Consider the following 15,010-nt stretch of genomic DNA (forward strand, 5'->3'; position numbering starts at 1 on the left):
CGTCGGCATCGGCCTGATCCTGGGAATCCTGTAGCCGGGCCCACTCGCTGATCAAGACCAGACAGGCTGCTCACGTCCTCAAGCTACGCAGCATGTAGCGTGTCAGCGGCCTCACGCAAGGGCGGCAGCAGACGCAACGCGAGAACGAGTTGGCTGCGCAGGATGCGGTGGATCTCGGCCTCTTGCGCACCGTCCGATGGACAGGTGAGCGCGTAGCGATCGATGGTCTCCTGGCAGAGCAAGGACGCCGGCAGCGGCTGCCCTGATTCGAGGGTCGCGGCCAGGCGTTCCAGCGCGTCGGCCAGATAATCGGCGGCGGCCACGGCGTCGTCCAGCGGCGCGTGTTCGGCGTTGCGGTGCGCACCGAGAGCGGAAAGATAGTTGAGCAAGGTATGCGCCAGCACGAGGAAACGCGTACCGGCGTCGGTCTTGCTGCGCACGCGTTCCGGCTCCAGATACGCCGCCGACAAGGCGCCGGATAATGCCGCATCGGCGTTGTGCGCGTCGCGCCGGGCGATCCGGTAAGCGAGGTCGTCTTCCTTTCCGACGACGCCGTACTGTCCCATGATGGCAAGGAAGTAGCGTCGCTGCGCGCGCAGCGCGGCCGCACCAAGGGCCGGCAGACGCGGCGAGTTCCACGCCGGCAGGATACGTCGCACGGCGAGGCCGGCGATCAGGCTACCCGCCAGCGTGTCGAGCAGGCGCGGCACGATCACGCCGAAGCCGTCGCCGACCTGGTTGAAAGAGAGCAGGACGAAGACGGTGATCGCGGCCGTCGCCATCGCGTAGCGCTGCGTGCGAAGGATGAAGAAAAGCACAGCCGCAAGAACGACGAAGCCCGATTGCACCCAGGGCGATGGAAACAGTCGCAGCAGCGCCCAGCCGATGAGCAGCCCGAGCAGCGTGCCGCCGACGCGTTCGACCAGGCGCATGAGCGTGCTGCCGTATTGCGGCTGGCACACGAAGACGATGGTCAGAAGAATCCAGAAACCATAGCTGTCCGCGGTCGTGCGCATCAACACATAGCCGGCGGTTAACGCCAGGGGCAGACGGATCGCATGGCGCATGACCGGCGAGCGCCAGTTGAGGTGCGCCCCGATCCTTGCGCGCACCTGCGACCAACTGCGCGTTGCGGTGTCCTGTAGCGCCGTATCGGCCGGCATGCGATGAACCGCCCGCGCCATGACGCCGGCCACTTCCTCGTCCATCGCCGAGAGGTTGGTCACCAGCGCGCGCAAGGCCTGCTGTGCGCGCAGCCCGGCGGCGTCTTCCGCACGAAGGCGCTCACCCGCGAAAGTGGCGGCCGATTGCATCGCCTCGACGGCCAGCGGCGTCGTGGCATCGCGCTGCCAGGGAGTACGCAGGCGAATCGCCTCGGCCAGTGAGCGGCAGTCGCGCCCGACCAGACCCAGGACGCGCTGGCAGCGATAGAGCACATCGCTGTGAAAAAAGCGCTCGGCCAGCAACTCGTAGTTTTCGTGCGAGGAACTCGCCCGCTCGTGCAGATCCTGCGCGACGAAGAACTGGTGCAGCGAAAGCGCCAGCCAGTCCGGCATATCTCTCATCGCCGCACGCCGGTGGTGGCTGAACAGGCTCTCCTTGGTCGCATTGAGCGCCTCCACCACGCGCCCGTTGTGCAGCGCGAGCGCCAGCCGGCGCCGTTCGAAGTCGATCCCGCGCACCGGCTCGAACAGCCGCGCCTTGAGTTCCAGATAGTGCCCGAGCGCGTCGTAGAGCCGGGCCATGTTCTGCTCGACGGCGAGCATCGGGAAAGCCGCCGACCACGCGACCGAAATCACGCCGTACCACGCCGCACCGGCGAGCAGCAAGGCGATCTGGTTCACAGCGACCGGATTTTCTCCGTGCGGCTGCAATGCTAGCGCCGCGTAAATCGACATGATCAGCGTGGCGGCCGCCATCGTCCGGTAACGGTCGCCCAGCGCGCCCATCAGGGTCAACAGAAACGCCGCGCTGGCGAGCACGCCGATCAGCCCGAGCGGGTGATCGAAGCTCGCCTGCACCGCCAGCGTCACCGCCGCGAAGCAGCAAAGCGTCAGACATTGCGTGACCAAGCGACCGCGCCAGTGGTCGTCCGTCTCGGCCAGCGCGCTGGCGATCACGCCGAGCAGCAGGGGAATCGCCGCCCTCACCTGCCCCAACGCCAAGCACGCGAGCATCACGCCGAGCAAAGCGACGCTCGTTCGCACGCTGATGGCGAAGGTCTGGCGGATCCGCCCCTGGCGCCACAGCGCCCAGCCGATGCTCTTGAACATCACGTTTACTGACTCCCCATCGCCGCAAAGAAGGCGCTATTCCGCTATTCCAGTTTGGTCGAGCGTGCCGGCGGTGGCGCAAACGTGCGCCACGCCCATCACGGCAACCTACGCCTTCTTGAAAGGCGACGGCAGGGAGAACTTGAAGCGAGCCTTCGGCGGATGCGTGAAGCGCACCTGCGGTTCGCCGTCCACGATTTCGCCGATCACCGCGGCGTGCTCGAAGCCCTGCTGCAGGAAGATCGAGAGTACCTCGGTCGCCAGCTCGGGCGCACAGGCGATCAATAGACCGCCGCTGGTCTGCGGGTCGGTGAGCAGCGCGCGCTCGACGTCGCCGAAACGGCCGGGATCCAGTACGACGTGTTCGCCGTAGCCCGCCCAGTTGCGCGCCGAGGCGCCGGTGATGCAGCCCTTGGCCGCGTAGTCGAGCGCGTTGGGCAGGATCGGCAGCGCCGCGTAGTCGAGTTCGGCGGCGACCCCCGAGCCCTTGCAGATCTCGACCAGGTGGCCGAGCAGACCGAAGCCGGTCACGTCGGTCATGGCGTGCACGCCGGCGAGGCAGCCGAGCGCCGAACCCGGCGTGTTGAGCTGCGTGGTCGAGGCGATCATCGTCGCGTAGTCGTGCGCCGCCAGCAGGTTCTTCTTGAACGCGGCGCTGTACAGACCGACGCCCAGCCCCTTGCCGAGGATCAGCTTGTCGCCCGGCCGCGCGCCGCTGTTGCGGCGCAGGTTGGCCGGATGCACGAGGCCGATGGCGACGAGGCCGTAGATCGGTTCGACCGAGTCGATCGTGTGGCCGCCGGCGATCGGAATCCCGGCCTTGGCGCAGACCGACTCGCCGCCTTCGAGGATGAGGCGGATCGTGTCCATCGGCAACGTATTCACCGGCATGCCGACGATGGCCAGCGCGAACAGGGGCGTGCCGCCCATCGCGTAGATGTCTGAGATCGCGTTGGTCGCCGCAATGCGGCCGAAGTCGAAGGGATCGTCGACGATGGGCATGAAGAAGTCGGTCGTCGCGACGATCGCCTGCGTGTCGTTGATCTGATACACCGCCGCGTCGTCGCTCGTCTCGATGCCGACGAGCAATTGCGGCGGCACGAGTGACGGCGCCGTCTTGGCGAGAATCTTTTCGAGCACGCCGGGCGCGATCTTGCAGCCGCAGCCGCCGCCGTGCGAGAGCGAGGTCAGGCGGATCGGAGCGGGCGCCTCGGTCGATGCCGGCGCGGGTGCCGGCTCAGCTGCCGGACTTTCTTTCTTCTTGATCATGGATTTCGGGACAACAAGACAATGGGGAAAATCTGGATACCGCGGGCGACTACGCGCTCAGATGACGTCGAAACCGGCACCCTCGATCGCGTCCTTGAACTGCGCCTCGCCGACCTTTGCCGGGTCGAAGACGACAGTCGCCCGGGCAGCTTCGAGCGACACCTCGACACGTTCGACGCCCGGCAGCGCCTGCAGAACGCCGGTTACATTCTTCACGCAGCCCTGGCAGCTCATGCCGCCAACGCCGATCACGATCTCTTGCATGCTCAATCCTTTACGAGAAATTTTTGCTGCCGCAACAGCACGGCAAAGTCGTCGGCCGGCAACGGAACGCTGAAATAATAACCCTGAACCTCGTCGCAGCCCTGACGGCGCAGCATTTCAAGCTGTTCGGCGTACTCGACGCCTTCGGCGATCACCTGCAGGCGCAGGCTGTGCCCCATGCTGATGATGGCCGAAGAAATCGCCCAGTCATCGGTATCGGTGACGATGTCGCGCACGAAACTCTGGTCGATCTTGAGCCGGTCGATCGGGAAGCGCTTGAGGTAGGACAGGCTCGAATAGCCGGTCCCGAAATCGTCGATCGCCAGCTTGACGCCCATGTCCGAAATCCGCTGCAGCGTCGCCACCGTCGCGTCGGCGCCGACCATGACGATGCCTTCGGTGAGTTCAAGTTCGAGCAGCTCGGGCGCGAGCCCGGTATCGGCCAGGACGGTGGCCACGTTGTCCTCGATGCGCCCGCTGCGGAACTGCACGGCCGAAATGTTCACGGCGACGCTGATCGCCGGCAGACCCGCTTGCTGCCACGCGCGGTTCTGCCGGCACGCTTCGCCCAGCACCCATTCGCCGATCATCACGATCAGGCCGGAAACCTCGGCCACCGGGATGAACTTGCCCGGCGGCACCAGGCCGAGCTGCGGATGCCGCCAGCGCACCAGCGCCTCCGCGCCGACGATGCGGCCGCTCGCCAGATCGATCTGCGGCTGGTAATGGAGGACGAATTCGCCGCGCTCTATCCCCTGGCGCAGACTGTTTTCCAGCATCAGCCGCTCAAGCGCCGCGACGTTCATCTCGCTGGCGAAGAATTGATAACCGTTGCGCCCGGACTCCTTGGCGCGGTACATCGCCGTATCGGCATGCTTGAGCAGCGCTTCGAAATCGCGCCCGTCCTGCGGGAAAACGCTGATTCCGAGCGACGGCGTCACGCCGAGCTCGTGATTCTCGATCTGGTACGGTCGCGCCACGCGCCGGATCAGCTTGCGCGCCACTTCGGTCGCGCCTTCGATCGTCACGTCGGTCAGCAGCACGACGAACTCGTCGCCGCCGAGTCGGGCAACCGTATCCATGCGCCGAACACAACTCTGCAGGCGCTGCGAGACCTCCGTCAGCACGCGGTCGCCCATCGAGTGACCGAGCGAATCGTTGATCGTCTTGAAGTGGTCAAGATCGACGAAGAGCAGCGCGACCTGCTTCCCTTCACGTTCGGCGCTGGCCAGCGCCTGCTCGGCACGGTCCTGAAGAAGCCGCCGGTTGGGCAGGTGGGTCAGCGAGTCGAAGTAAGCCAGTTGCCGGATGCGCTCTTGCGCCGCGACGCGCTCCGAGATGTCGGACGAGACGCCGACGTAGTTGAGCACCCTGCCCTGCGCGTCGCGATACGCGCTGATCGTCAGCCAGACCGGGAAGACGTCGCCGCTCTTGCGCCGGTTCCACACCTCGCCCTGCCACTTGCCCCGGCTGCCGATCGCCTGCCACATGGCGGCGTAGAACTCCGGCGTGTGGCGGCCGGAAGAAAGCAGGCGCGGATTCTGGCCGATCACTTCGTCCGGCGTATAGCCGGTCATTTCCTCGAACACCTGGTTGACCGAGATGATCCGGCAATCGGCGTCGGTCAGCAGGATCAGCTCCTGGCTTGTTTCAAATACAAGCGCCGCGCGCTTCAACTCCATCTCGTCGTGCTTGCGCTGGCGGATGTCGCGGATCACGCACTGGCTCAGCTTCTGTCCGCTGGCCGTTTCAATCGTGTTCGAACTGATCTCGACGGCGACCCGTTCGCCGTCGGCGTCGATGATTTCCGTCTCCTCGACGCCCTCTCGACCATTCAGCACGTGTTCCTCGAAGATTTCGCATGATTCCTCGCGGAACGCCGAATGATGCATGCCGATCATTTCCTCATGCGGGCGCTTGAGCAGGAGCTCGGCCGCGACATTGGCGTCGATGATGCGGCCGTTTTCCGCGTCGGCAACGACGATCGCGTCGATTACGCCTTCAAAAAGCAACGAATAGCGCCGGGTGGAATCGACCAGCGCCTGCTCGGCGTGACGTTGCGAACTCAGATCGATGACCGTACCCACCGACGCCGGACGTCCGTTCAGAACACTCGGCTGCCCGAGCACCAGCGCCGGGAATTGGCTGCCGTCCTTGCGCACACCGATAAGCTCGTAGGGTTCGCCGGCTTCGCCGACGGCGCGGCGGCCAATTTCCTTGGACAATGTCCCCTGCTGCTCGGGCGGAACCAGGTCGAGCGCTCCGAGGCGACGGGTGAATTCGTCGAGGCTATAGCCGAACATCTCGCACATCCTGGGATTCGCGAAATGGAATCTGAAGTCCTGCGCCACGAACACGCCGACCGGCACCGCGTTCATCGTCGCCCGGTATTTTTCTTCACTCTCGCGCAAGGCCAGCTCAGACCGTCGCCGCGCGGTGACATCGACCGAGATACCGCTCGCCAGCAGCGGCTTGCCTTCCGGGCTCGACACCAGCGTCATCGAGTTCTGATGCCAGAACTCTTCACCGCGCTTGTTCTTCAGCCGGCACTCCAGTCGCGTGCGAATCGATTGCCCGGGCGAATTCCGGCACAAATCCATGATGTGACGGGTAAAGCGAACACGCTCGACGGGATCGAACAGCTCGTTGAGCAGAAAATCCAGTCCCCGTTCGTACAACACTTCAGAACTGACGCCGAATATTTCGAGGGCAATCGGGCTGATGTAGTCGTAGCCGCCGCGCACGAGATCGATGCGATAGAGGATGTGCTCCGAGGCCTTGAGCAGATCGGAGAGGAATTCGTCATTCGGCGTGGCCGCGATTTGTGCCATGTCAGTCCCGCGCGCCTTCAATTGTTACGCGGTGCGGCCGCCAGCGTCGCAAGAGCAACGAATTCGAGACGACCGACACCGAACTCATCGCCATCGCCGCGCCGGCGATCACCGGATTGAGCATTCCGAAGGCGGCCAGCGGGATGCCGAGGACGTTGTAGATGAAGGCGAAGAAAAGATTCTGGCGAATCTTGCCCAGCGTCGCGCGCGAAAGCAGGATGGCGTCGGCGATACCGGCGAGGTCGCTGCGCACCAGCGTCATGTCGGCCGCTTCGATGGCCGCGTCGGAACCGGCGCCGATGGCGAAGCTGATGTCGGCCGCGGCCAGCGCCGGCGCGTCGTTGATGCCGTCGCCGACCATGGCGACGATCTGTCCGGCGGCGCGCAGCGATTCGACGGCTGCTGCCTTGTCGCCCGGCAGGATGCCGGCGCGGAAGTCGTCGATGCCGGCTTCGTGGGCGATCGCCGCCGCCGTCGCCGCGTTGTCGCCGGTCAGCATGACGACGCTCAGCCCCATCGCTTTCAGGCGCGCCACCGCCGCACGTGACGACTCGCGCAACGGATCGGCGATGGCCAGCAGCGCCAATGGCGTCTGCTTTTCGACGAGAACGACCACGGTCTTTCCCGCCGACTGCAGCACATTGATCTGATCCAGCGGCAATACGACGTCGGCAAACCACGCCGGCGCGCCGAACTGCAAGCTTCGCCCGTCGACAACGCCTTCGACGCCCTTGCCTGCGACTGCGCGAAAATCACTGACCCTGGACAAGGCCACGCCCGATGCCTGCGCACGCTGCAATAAGGCGCGCGCCAGCGGATGCTCCGAGCCCTGCTCCAGTCCCGCCGCGAGGCGAAGCGCTTCGTCGCCGGCCGTGGCCAGCGGTACGAGGTCGGTCAGCACCGGCTCGCCGCGCGTCAGCGTGCCGGTCTTGTCGACGCCGAGCACCTTGATCTTCTCGGCGCGTTCGAGCGCCTCGGCGTTCTTGACGAGGATGCCCGCGCGCGCGCCCTGCCCGGTGCCGACCATGATCGCCGTCGGCGTCGCCAGGCCCAGCGCGCACGGACAGGCGATGACGAGTACGGCAACGGCGTTGACCAGCGCTTCGGCGAAGTCGCCCGCGTAAGCCCACCAGCCGACGAAGGTCACCAGCGCGATCGCGCACACCACCGGGACGAAAATCGCCGAGATGCGGTCGGCGAGGCGCTGCACCGGCGCCTTCGACCCCTGCGCTTCGGCGACCATGCGGATGATGCCGGCGAGCAAGGTGTGTTCGCCGACGCCGGTCGCCTTGCAGCGCAACATGCCCTCGCCGTTGGCCGTGGCCGCGAAGACGCGGTCGCCGGCTGCCTTGGCCACCGGCATGCTCTCGCCGGTCAGCATCGCCTCATTGACGCTCGACGCACCGTCGAGCACCTCGCCGTCGACCGGCAGGCTCTCGCCCGGCCGCACGATGAAGACGTCGCCGGGGATCAGCAGGCCGGCGTCGACTTCAATCAGCTGGCCGCCGCGCTCGACGCGCGCCGTCTTCGGCTGCAGGCGGACGAGCGCCTCGATCGCCGCCGTCGTCTTGGCCTTGGCCCGCGCTTCGAGCAGCTTGCCGAGCAGCACGAGCGTGATCACCGCCGCCGAGGCTTCGAAGTACACGTGCAGGTGCGCGAAGCCGAACAGCGTGACGACGAGGCTGAAGACGTAGGCCATCGTCGTGCCGAGCGCGACGAGCACGTCCATGTTCGCCCCACCGCCGCGCAGGGCTTTCCAGCCGCCGTCGTAGAAACGCCAGCCGATCCAGAACTGCACCGGCGTCGCCAGCAGAAGTTGCAGCCAGCGCGGCAGGACGTCCTGGTGATGCCCGGGATCGCCGCCAAACATCGTCACCATCTGCACCACCAGCGGCAGCGTCAGCGCGGCGGAGATCCAGAAGCGGCGCAACTCGGCGCGGTAGGCGGCGAGCTTCTTCGCCTTCTCTTCCTCACGCGAGGTATCGGTCGCCAGCCGTGCCCTGAACCCGGCCTTGTCGACAGCGGCGATCAGGGCCGCCGGTTCCGCAATCCCCGGCACGTAGCGGATGCGCGCGCGCTCGGCCGCCAGGTTAACAGCGGCTTCGACGCCAGGCAGCCGATTGAGCACTTTCTCAAGACGCGTCGAACACGCCGCGCAGGTCATGCCCTCGATGCCCAGCTCAACCGTCTGCTGCGGCACGGAAAAACCGGCCTTCTCGATACTGGCGACGACCTGCTGCGGCGACGTCGTATCCGGCGCGAGGTCGACGCGCGCCCGCTCGCTCGCCAGGTTGACGTTCGCCTGCACGCCGGGCAGACGGTTGAGCACCTTTTCGATGCGTGTAGCGCAGGCGGCGCAGGTCATGCCACCGATCGGCAAATCAATGCGGCGCGACGACTCAGTATTGAAGGAGGTATCGGGATTCGACATATCAGGAAAAATCGGGAGTCATCAGGCCAGCCCCAGGTCGATTGCCTGCTTCAGCCCCCACAGGCCGAAGGCAAGCACAACCAGTCCGGCAGTCAGTCTTACGACCGGTTTTGTCGCGTACTCGTTCAACCGGGCGGCGAGTAATCCGGCGAGCAGTAGATTCGGGAGCGTGCCGGCGCCAAAGGCCAGCATCAACCCCGCACCGCGAGCCGCGGAACCGCTCGTCAAGGCCGTGACCAACGCGCTATACACCAGCCCGCAAGGTAACCAGCCCCACAGCAGGCCCAGCGGGAAAGCCTGAGCCACCGTATGCGCCGGCAGAAAACGCCGCGAAAGCGGCTGCAGGCGACGCCACAGGATCTGTCCGAGACGTTCGGTGAAGAGCAATACGCGCGTTACACCCATCAGATACAGGCCGAGCGCCACAAGCATGAGATTCGCGGCAATAAAGAACGCGATGCGCACGGGCAGTTGTCCGGAGAGCGCCAGTCCGGCGCCGCCCACGGCACCGGCAATCGCGCCCGCAGCTGCGTAACTGACGATACGCCCGACGTTGTAAGCCAGATGCAACGACACGCGCCCACCCTGCCCCATCGACAGCGCGCCGACAATGCCACCGCACATGCCGACGCAGTGCGTACCGCCCAGGAGGCCGATCAGGAACAACGATAGATAGCTGGATTCGGGCATGCGTCGGCGAGTCAAGAATGGCGGAAGCTCAGTAAAAGGCGAGAGTTTAACCCAGTGCGGACAACGACCTGCGTCCGCTCGCACCCGAGGGGAGATCGTCTGTTCCCCGCGCTGGACAGCCCCATCGACTGCCGATACAGTCGCACGCAGCCAGGACGCGGGCGACTCACCCAATAACATGCGTCACTTCCCTGACTGCCAACTCAACCACAAGGATTCAATCACATGGGCGTCGATCCCCGCCTCGCGAAATTTCTCCCGCAACAACTCGTCCGCTTCTGCGTAGGCTTGCGCTACCCGAACGCCTTCGTCATCTCGCTCCCGACCTTCGTCATTGCGCTGTTCCTCTCGCCCTTTATCCCGGTGAGCGATGTCGTGCTGACCGGTCTCGGCATCGCCATGTTCTTCCTGTCGAAGGCGCGCTGGGACTGACCGGAAGGACACCGCCGCGAGCCAGGTGCGCGTTCTGTCGGCAAATCGGCGATTGACCCTCGCTCGACGGCGCACCTATACTCTTCCCGGTGCGCAAGCCCAGCCGCTGACCGGTGAATTTCAGGAAAGCAGGCGACAAAAACAATCATCGGACTTGCAATCGCCTGTATCTGAAACCTGGAAACAAGTCATTAAAAGAAAAAGAAAATCCAGGCGCAGCATCGGAGAATGACCTGAGGAAAAGTAATCGACCGGCAGCGTTGCGGAAAAACGTCGCGCTGCACTGGATCACCGGATTTTCTTTTTTTAGAACAGCCAAGGAGCGTCAATGGCAATACGCAATGAACTAGTGGAAGAGTTGATCGCGCGCCGTGCAGCGGCAAACGCCGGCGGGGGAATCGAAAAGCAGGAGAAGCGCCGCAAGCGCGGACTGCTCAACGCCCGTGAGCGCATTGACCAACTCTACGACAACGGATCGTTCCAGGAATCCGGCATGCACGTCGATCACGACACGTCCGGCATGGATCACATGAAGATGCCGGGCGACGGCGTCGTCACCGGCATCGGCAACGTCAACGGCCGTCCGGTCGCCGCCTTCTCGCAGGACTTCACGGTCTCCGGCGGATCGCTCGGCCGCATGCACTCGCAGAAGATCTGCGACATGATGGAAACGGCGGCCAACCTCGGCATCCCGGTCGTCGCCATCAATGACTCCGGCGGCGCACGCATCCAGGAAGGCGTGCATTCGCTCTCCGGCTACGGCAAGGTCTTCTACCGCAACGTCGAGCTGTCCGGTCTGGTGCCGCAGATCGCGATCATCGCCGGCCCCTGCGCCGGTGGTGCCGCGTACAGCCCGGCGCTGATGGACTTCCTGATCATGACGCGCAAGAGCGCGCAGATGTTCATCTGCGGACCGGAAGTGATCAAGGCCGCCACTGGCCAGGAAGCGCCGATCGAGCAGTTCGGCACCGCCGACGCGCACGCCTCGGTGAGCGGCAACATTCACTTCGTTGCAGAAGACGACAAGCATGCGCTCGACATCACGCGCAAGCTCCTCTCCTTCCTGCCGCAGAACAACATGCAGGACCCGCCGCATCGCATCCCGAACGAGGTCGCCAACTTCGACGATCCGGGCATGAACGACCTGATTCCCGAGGGCACCAAGAAGCCGCTCGACGTGCGCAAGGTCATCGAACGCCTGGTCGACGGCGGCGACTTCCTCGAAGTGCAGAAGGAGTTCGCCAAGAACATCCTGATCGGCTTCGCCCGCATCGACGGCATGGTCGTCGGCATCGTTGGCAACCAGCCGCCGGTCAAGGCCGGCACGCTCGACGTCGACTCGTCGGACAAGGGCGCACGCTTCATCCGCTTCTGCAACGCCTACAACATCCCGCTGGTCATCCTCGTCGATGTGCCGGGTTTCATGCCGGGTCTGGCGCAGGAACGCGGCGGCATCATCCGCCACGGCGCCAAGATGCTGTTCGCCTTTGCCGCAGCGACCGTGCCGAAGATCACCGTCATCCTCGGCAAGGCCTACGGCGGCGCCTACCTCGCCATGTGCTCGAAGGACATGGGCGCGGACTTCGTCTATGCCTGGCCGACCGCCGAGATCGCCGTCATGGGCGCCGAAGGCGCGGTTGCGGTGATCTACAAGAAGGAGATCGAGGCCGCCGAGGACCGCAAGGCCAAGGAAGCCGAACTCATCGCGCAGTATCGCAAGGAGTTCGCTTCGCCCTACCAGGCCGCCGAGCACGGCATGATCACCGACGTCATCATGCCGTCGGAGACCAAGACCAAGCTCTCGCTGGCGCTGCGGATCTCGCTAACCAAACGGCTGACCCGTCCGCCGAAAAAACATGGACTGATGCCGCTATGAGAATGCATTCCTCTCTTCCAAAGATCGCCAGCCGTGCCAAAGCGCTGCTTGCCACCCTGGCGATGACCGGCACTTCAGCCGTCATCGCCGCCGAGGGCGCCGGCAAGGGCGGATTCAGCGAAAAGGCCTCCCTCGGTGAACTTGTCGAGTTCCAGTTCACCGGCCTGCTCGTCGTCTTCGTCGTTCTCGGTTCGCTGACCGTTCTAAGCTATCTGATCGGCTGGCTGCTCAAGAGGATCGCGCCCGACCAGTACCACGGCAAGGCCAAGGCAAGTCACACGTCGGCACCGGTGGCAAAGGCGCCCGCGCCCGCCCCCGTACCGGCACCCAAACCGGCTCCGGCTGCGACACCCCCCGCTGCACCCGCAACGATCCATCCGGGACTGACCGACGAGCAGTTGATGGCCATCCTGGCCGTCGCCGCGACGGAAGCCCTGGGCCAGGCCGTCGCCGTCGTCAGCTTCCGGCCGCTCGGCAGCATGGACTGGACCTGGTCGATCCAGGGTCGCGTTCAACACCACACATCACACGCGCTTTGAGCCACCGCTCGGCGTCAATATAGGGATCAGGAAAACAATCATGAAAATGCTCAGAATCACCCTGCAAGGCAAAACCTACGAAGTCGGCGTCGAGGTGCTCGACACCGTGGCCGGTGCTCCGGCTGCGGCCCCCTCTACGCCGGCCCCTGTGGCGCCGATCGCCGCAACACCAGCTCCGGTGGCAGCTCCAGCGCCGGCGCCGGTTGCTGCGCCCGTCGCACCTGCGCCCGTCGCCGGCGGTCTTCCGGTCACCAGCCCGATGCCGGGCACCGTCATGAAGATCACGACGGCGGTCGGCCAGCACGTCGTCAAGGATCAGGAACTCATGATCCTCGAAGCGATGAAGATGGAGTCGCCGATTTACGCCCCCTGTGACGGCACCGTCGCTTCGATCCTGGTCAAGGAATCGGATGCGGTCGTCGAGGGTCAGGTTCTCGTTCAACTGAGCTGAGGTTCCCATGTCCGGAATCATTGAACAATTCATGCTGATGATGAGCCAGTCCACCGGCTTCTCACAGATCACCGGCGGCATGGTGATCATGTGGGCCGTGTGCGCCGTGCTCTTCTATCTGGCGATCGTCAAGGAATTCGAGCCGCTACTGCTGCTGCCGATCACCTTCGGTGCGCTGCTCGCCAACATCCCGACCCAGGGGGTGTTGAACGAGCCGTTCGTCGATGGCCTGATCCACGTACCCGGCGGCTTGTACTACTACATCTCGCAGGGCATCCACCTCGAGCTCTTCCCGCCGATCATCTTCCTCGGCGTCGGCGCGTTGACGGACTTCGGCCCGCTCATCGCCAATCCGCGCACGCTGCTGCTGGGCGCCGCCGCACAGCTCGGCATCTTCATGACCATGTTCGTCGCGGTCATGAGCGGTGTCTTCTCGCCCGGAGAAGGCGCGTCGATCGGTATCATCGGCGGCGCGGACGGCCCGACGTCGATCTTTACCGCCAACAAGCTGGCACCGCATCTGATCGGACCGATTGCCGTCGCCGCGTACACCTACATGTCGCTGGTGCCGCTGATCCAGCCGCCGATCATGAAGTGGCTAACGACCGATGCGGAACGGAAGATCCGCATGCAGACCCTGCGCCACGTCGGCAAGCTCGAACGTATCGTCTTCGCGCTGGTCGTCATGGTGGTCGTCATCCTGGTCGTCCCGCCCGCATCGGCGCTGATCGCCATGCTCATGCTCGGCAACATCATGCGCGAGTCGGGCGTCGTGGATCGCCTCACCAAGTCGGCGCAGAACGAGATCATCAACATCACGACGATCTTCCTCGGCACCTCGGTCGGCCTCACCATGGGCGCAGAGAACTTCCTGCAAACCAAGACGCTGATGATCATCGTCATGGGCGTCGTCGCCTTCGCCGTTTCGACGGCCGGCGGCGTGTTGCTCGCCAAGCTGATGAACAAGCTCTCGCCAAGCAACCCGATCAACCCGCTGATCGGTTCGGCCGGCGTTTCGGCGGTACCGATGGCGGCGCGGGTGTCGCAGGTCGTCGGCGCGCAGTACGACAAGCAGAACTTCCTGCTCATGCACGCCATGGGCCCGAACGTCGCCGGCGTGATCGGCACGGCGGTCTGTGCCGGTTACTTCATCTCGCGGCTAGGCGGTTGATCGACGCCCTGTTCAGAAACTGAAAGCTGAAAACAGCGCGGCCCCGACAACTCGTCGGGGCCGCGTTTTTTTGTGTGCCCGGCGGGTCGTACTTACATAGAGGTGAAAGGTAAGCGTCCGGTGATCGCCGTCTTGAAGTTGGAGGCGGAATCAGGCTGAAGTGGCGGACGGCGAAGTAATCTGCGTGGCCACGACCCAAGGCAACAATTCGGCGACGCGATGGACCGGCTGTTCGGCGATACGCGCGATGACGAAACGCAGATAGGCTTCCGGATCAAGGCCGTTGAGTCTGACCGAGCCGATCAGGCTGTAGATGGCCGCGGCCCGTTCGCCGCCGGCATCGGAAGCGGCAAACAGAAAATTCCAGCGGTTATGCCCAGTCATCGATTATGTTGAGTCGCCGGGAGCGGGCCGCCCCATCTGGGACGGCCCGGCCCTATCGGCTACACATAATCAAAGGGCCTGCATGAACTTCAGCAGTGCATCTGTCGGCCGGTAGCGCGTGTCGGGTTTCGGGAGGCGCGATCGCAGCCAAGGCGCGCTCCTTCATCGCCAGATCAGCTTCGACGTAGCCATGGGTCGTTACCGGACTCTCGTGCCCGAGCCACAGGGCAATGACGGTGAGGTCGACGCCAGCCTGCAGCAGATGCATGGCGGTCGTGTGGCGCAGCGTATGCGGGGAGATGGTCCGCCCTTGAAAAGTGCCGAGTTCTTTACCGCCTGGCATTCAAGAGACTACAGACAACTTCAGTCGATCAAGGTCCCTGATGCATCTTCGTCGGC

At 64.6% G+C, this 15,010-nt stretch carries 13 protein-coding genes and 1 pseudogene; 6 read left to right on the plus strand and 8 right to left on the minus strand.

All coding sequences use genetic code 11. The features are described from left to right. Positions 1-83: 83 nt before the first annotated feature. The 6 genes from yccS to KBA32_RS06245 form a co-directional block, all read right to left on the minus strand. On the minus strand, positions 84-2,273 hold the full coding sequence (yccS, locus tag KBA32_RS06220) for a YccS family putative transporter (RefSeq protein ID WP_294356581.1): 2,190 nt from the start codon (positions 2,271-2,273) through the stop codon (positions 84-86). Positions 2,274-2,381: 108 nt separating this feature from the next. Beyond that, entirely contained in the window at positions 2,382-3,542 is a 1,161-nt protein-coding gene (selD, locus tag KBA32_RS06225; RefSeq protein WP_294356583.1) for a selenide, water dikinase SelD, read from the minus strand. Positions 3,543-3,599: 57 nt separating this feature from the next. After that, positions 3,600-3,806 (minus strand): heavy-metal-associated domain-containing protein, encoded by a 207-nt coding sequence (locus KBA32_RS06230; RefSeq protein ID WP_294356585.1) that lies wholly within the window; start codon positions 3,804-3,806, stop codon positions 3,600-3,602. Between the two features lie 2 nt (positions 3,807-3,808). Then, on the minus strand, positions 3,809-6,637 hold the full coding sequence (locus KBA32_RS06235) for an EAL domain-containing protein (protein ID WP_294356587.1): 2,829 nt from the start codon (positions 6,635-6,637) through the stop codon (positions 3,809-3,811). A gap of 1 nt (position 6,638) precedes the next feature. Continuing rightward, a complete protein-coding gene (locus KBA32_RS06240; protein ID WP_294356588.1) occupies positions 6,639-9,068 on the minus strand; it encodes a heavy metal translocating P-type ATPase in 2,430 nt (809 codons plus the stop codon). A 21-nt stretch (positions 9,069-9,089) separates the two neighbouring features. Beyond that, positions 9,090-9,758 (minus strand): sulfite exporter TauE/SafE family protein, encoded by a 669-nt coding sequence (locus KBA32_RS06245; RefSeq protein WP_294356590.1) that lies wholly within the window; start codon positions 9,756-9,758, stop codon positions 9,090-9,092. Between the two features lie 225 nt (positions 9,759-9,983). On the opposite strand from KBA32_RS06245, the gene KBA32_RS06250 reads away from it, so the two are divergent. The 5 genes from KBA32_RS06250 to KBA32_RS06270 all read left to right on the plus strand — a co-directional run bounded on the left by KBA32_RS06250 (position 9,984) and on the right by KBA32_RS06270 (position 14,227). After that, positions 9,984-10,190, plus strand: coding sequence for a hypothetical protein (locus KBA32_RS06250; protein ID WP_294356592.1), 207 nt, complete (start codon positions 9,984-9,986; stop codon positions 10,188-10,190). A gap of 328 nt (positions 10,191-10,518) precedes the next feature. Beyond that, positions 10,519-12,066, plus strand: coding sequence for an acyl-CoA carboxylase subunit beta (locus KBA32_RS06255; protein WP_294356594.1), 1,548 nt, complete (start codon positions 10,519-10,521; stop codon positions 12,064-12,066). Continuing rightward, positions 12,063-12,605, plus strand: coding sequence for a hypothetical protein (locus KBA32_RS06260; protein ID WP_294356596.1), 543 nt, complete (start codon positions 12,063-12,065; stop codon positions 12,603-12,605). Before KBA32_RS06255 ends, KBA32_RS06260 begins: the two co-directional genes overlap by 4 nt. A 40-nt stretch (positions 12,606-12,645) precedes the next feature. Next, on the plus strand, positions 12,646-13,056 hold the full coding sequence (locus KBA32_RS06265; RefSeq protein ID WP_294356598.1) for an acetyl-CoA carboxylase biotin carboxyl carrier protein subunit: 411 nt from the start codon (positions 12,646-12,648) through the stop codon (positions 13,054-13,056). A 7-nt stretch (positions 13,057-13,063) separates the two neighbouring features. After that, complete coding sequence (locus KBA32_RS06270; RefSeq protein ID WP_294356600.1) at positions 13,064-14,227, plus strand: sodium ion-translocating decarboxylase subunit beta; 1,164 nt, start codon at positions 13,064-13,066, stop codon at positions 14,225-14,227. A gap of 150 nt (positions 14,228-14,377) precedes the next feature. On the opposite strand, the pseudogene KBA32_RS06275 reads toward KBA32_RS06270, so the two are convergent. Together KBA32_RS06275 and KBA32_RS06280 are read right to left on the minus strand one after the other, a co-directional pair. Continuing rightward, positions 14,378-14,596 (minus strand): annotated as a pseudogene (locus KBA32_RS06275) (transposase domain-containing protein); the annotation flags it as partial. 67 nt (positions 14,597-14,663) lie between these two features. Next, positions 14,664-14,879, minus strand: a complete 216-nt coding sequence (locus tag KBA32_RS06280) for a hypothetical protein (protein ID WP_294356603.1) — start codon at positions 14,877-14,879, stop codon at positions 14,664-14,666. On the opposite strand from KBA32_RS06280, the gene KBA32_RS06285 reads away from it, so the two are divergent. Continuing rightward, the coding region (locus KBA32_RS06285; protein ID WP_294356604.1) for a hypothetical protein at positions 14,823-15,010 on the plus strand (188 nt) is incomplete at its 3' end. The two genes, KBA32_RS06280 and KBA32_RS06285, sit on opposite strands and share 57 nt — an antisense overlap.

This window comes from Propionivibrio sp. (assembly GCF_017995515.1).
Taxonomy (GTDB): domain Bacteria; phylum Pseudomonadota; class Gammaproteobacteria; order Burkholderiales; family Rhodocyclaceae; genus Propionivibrio.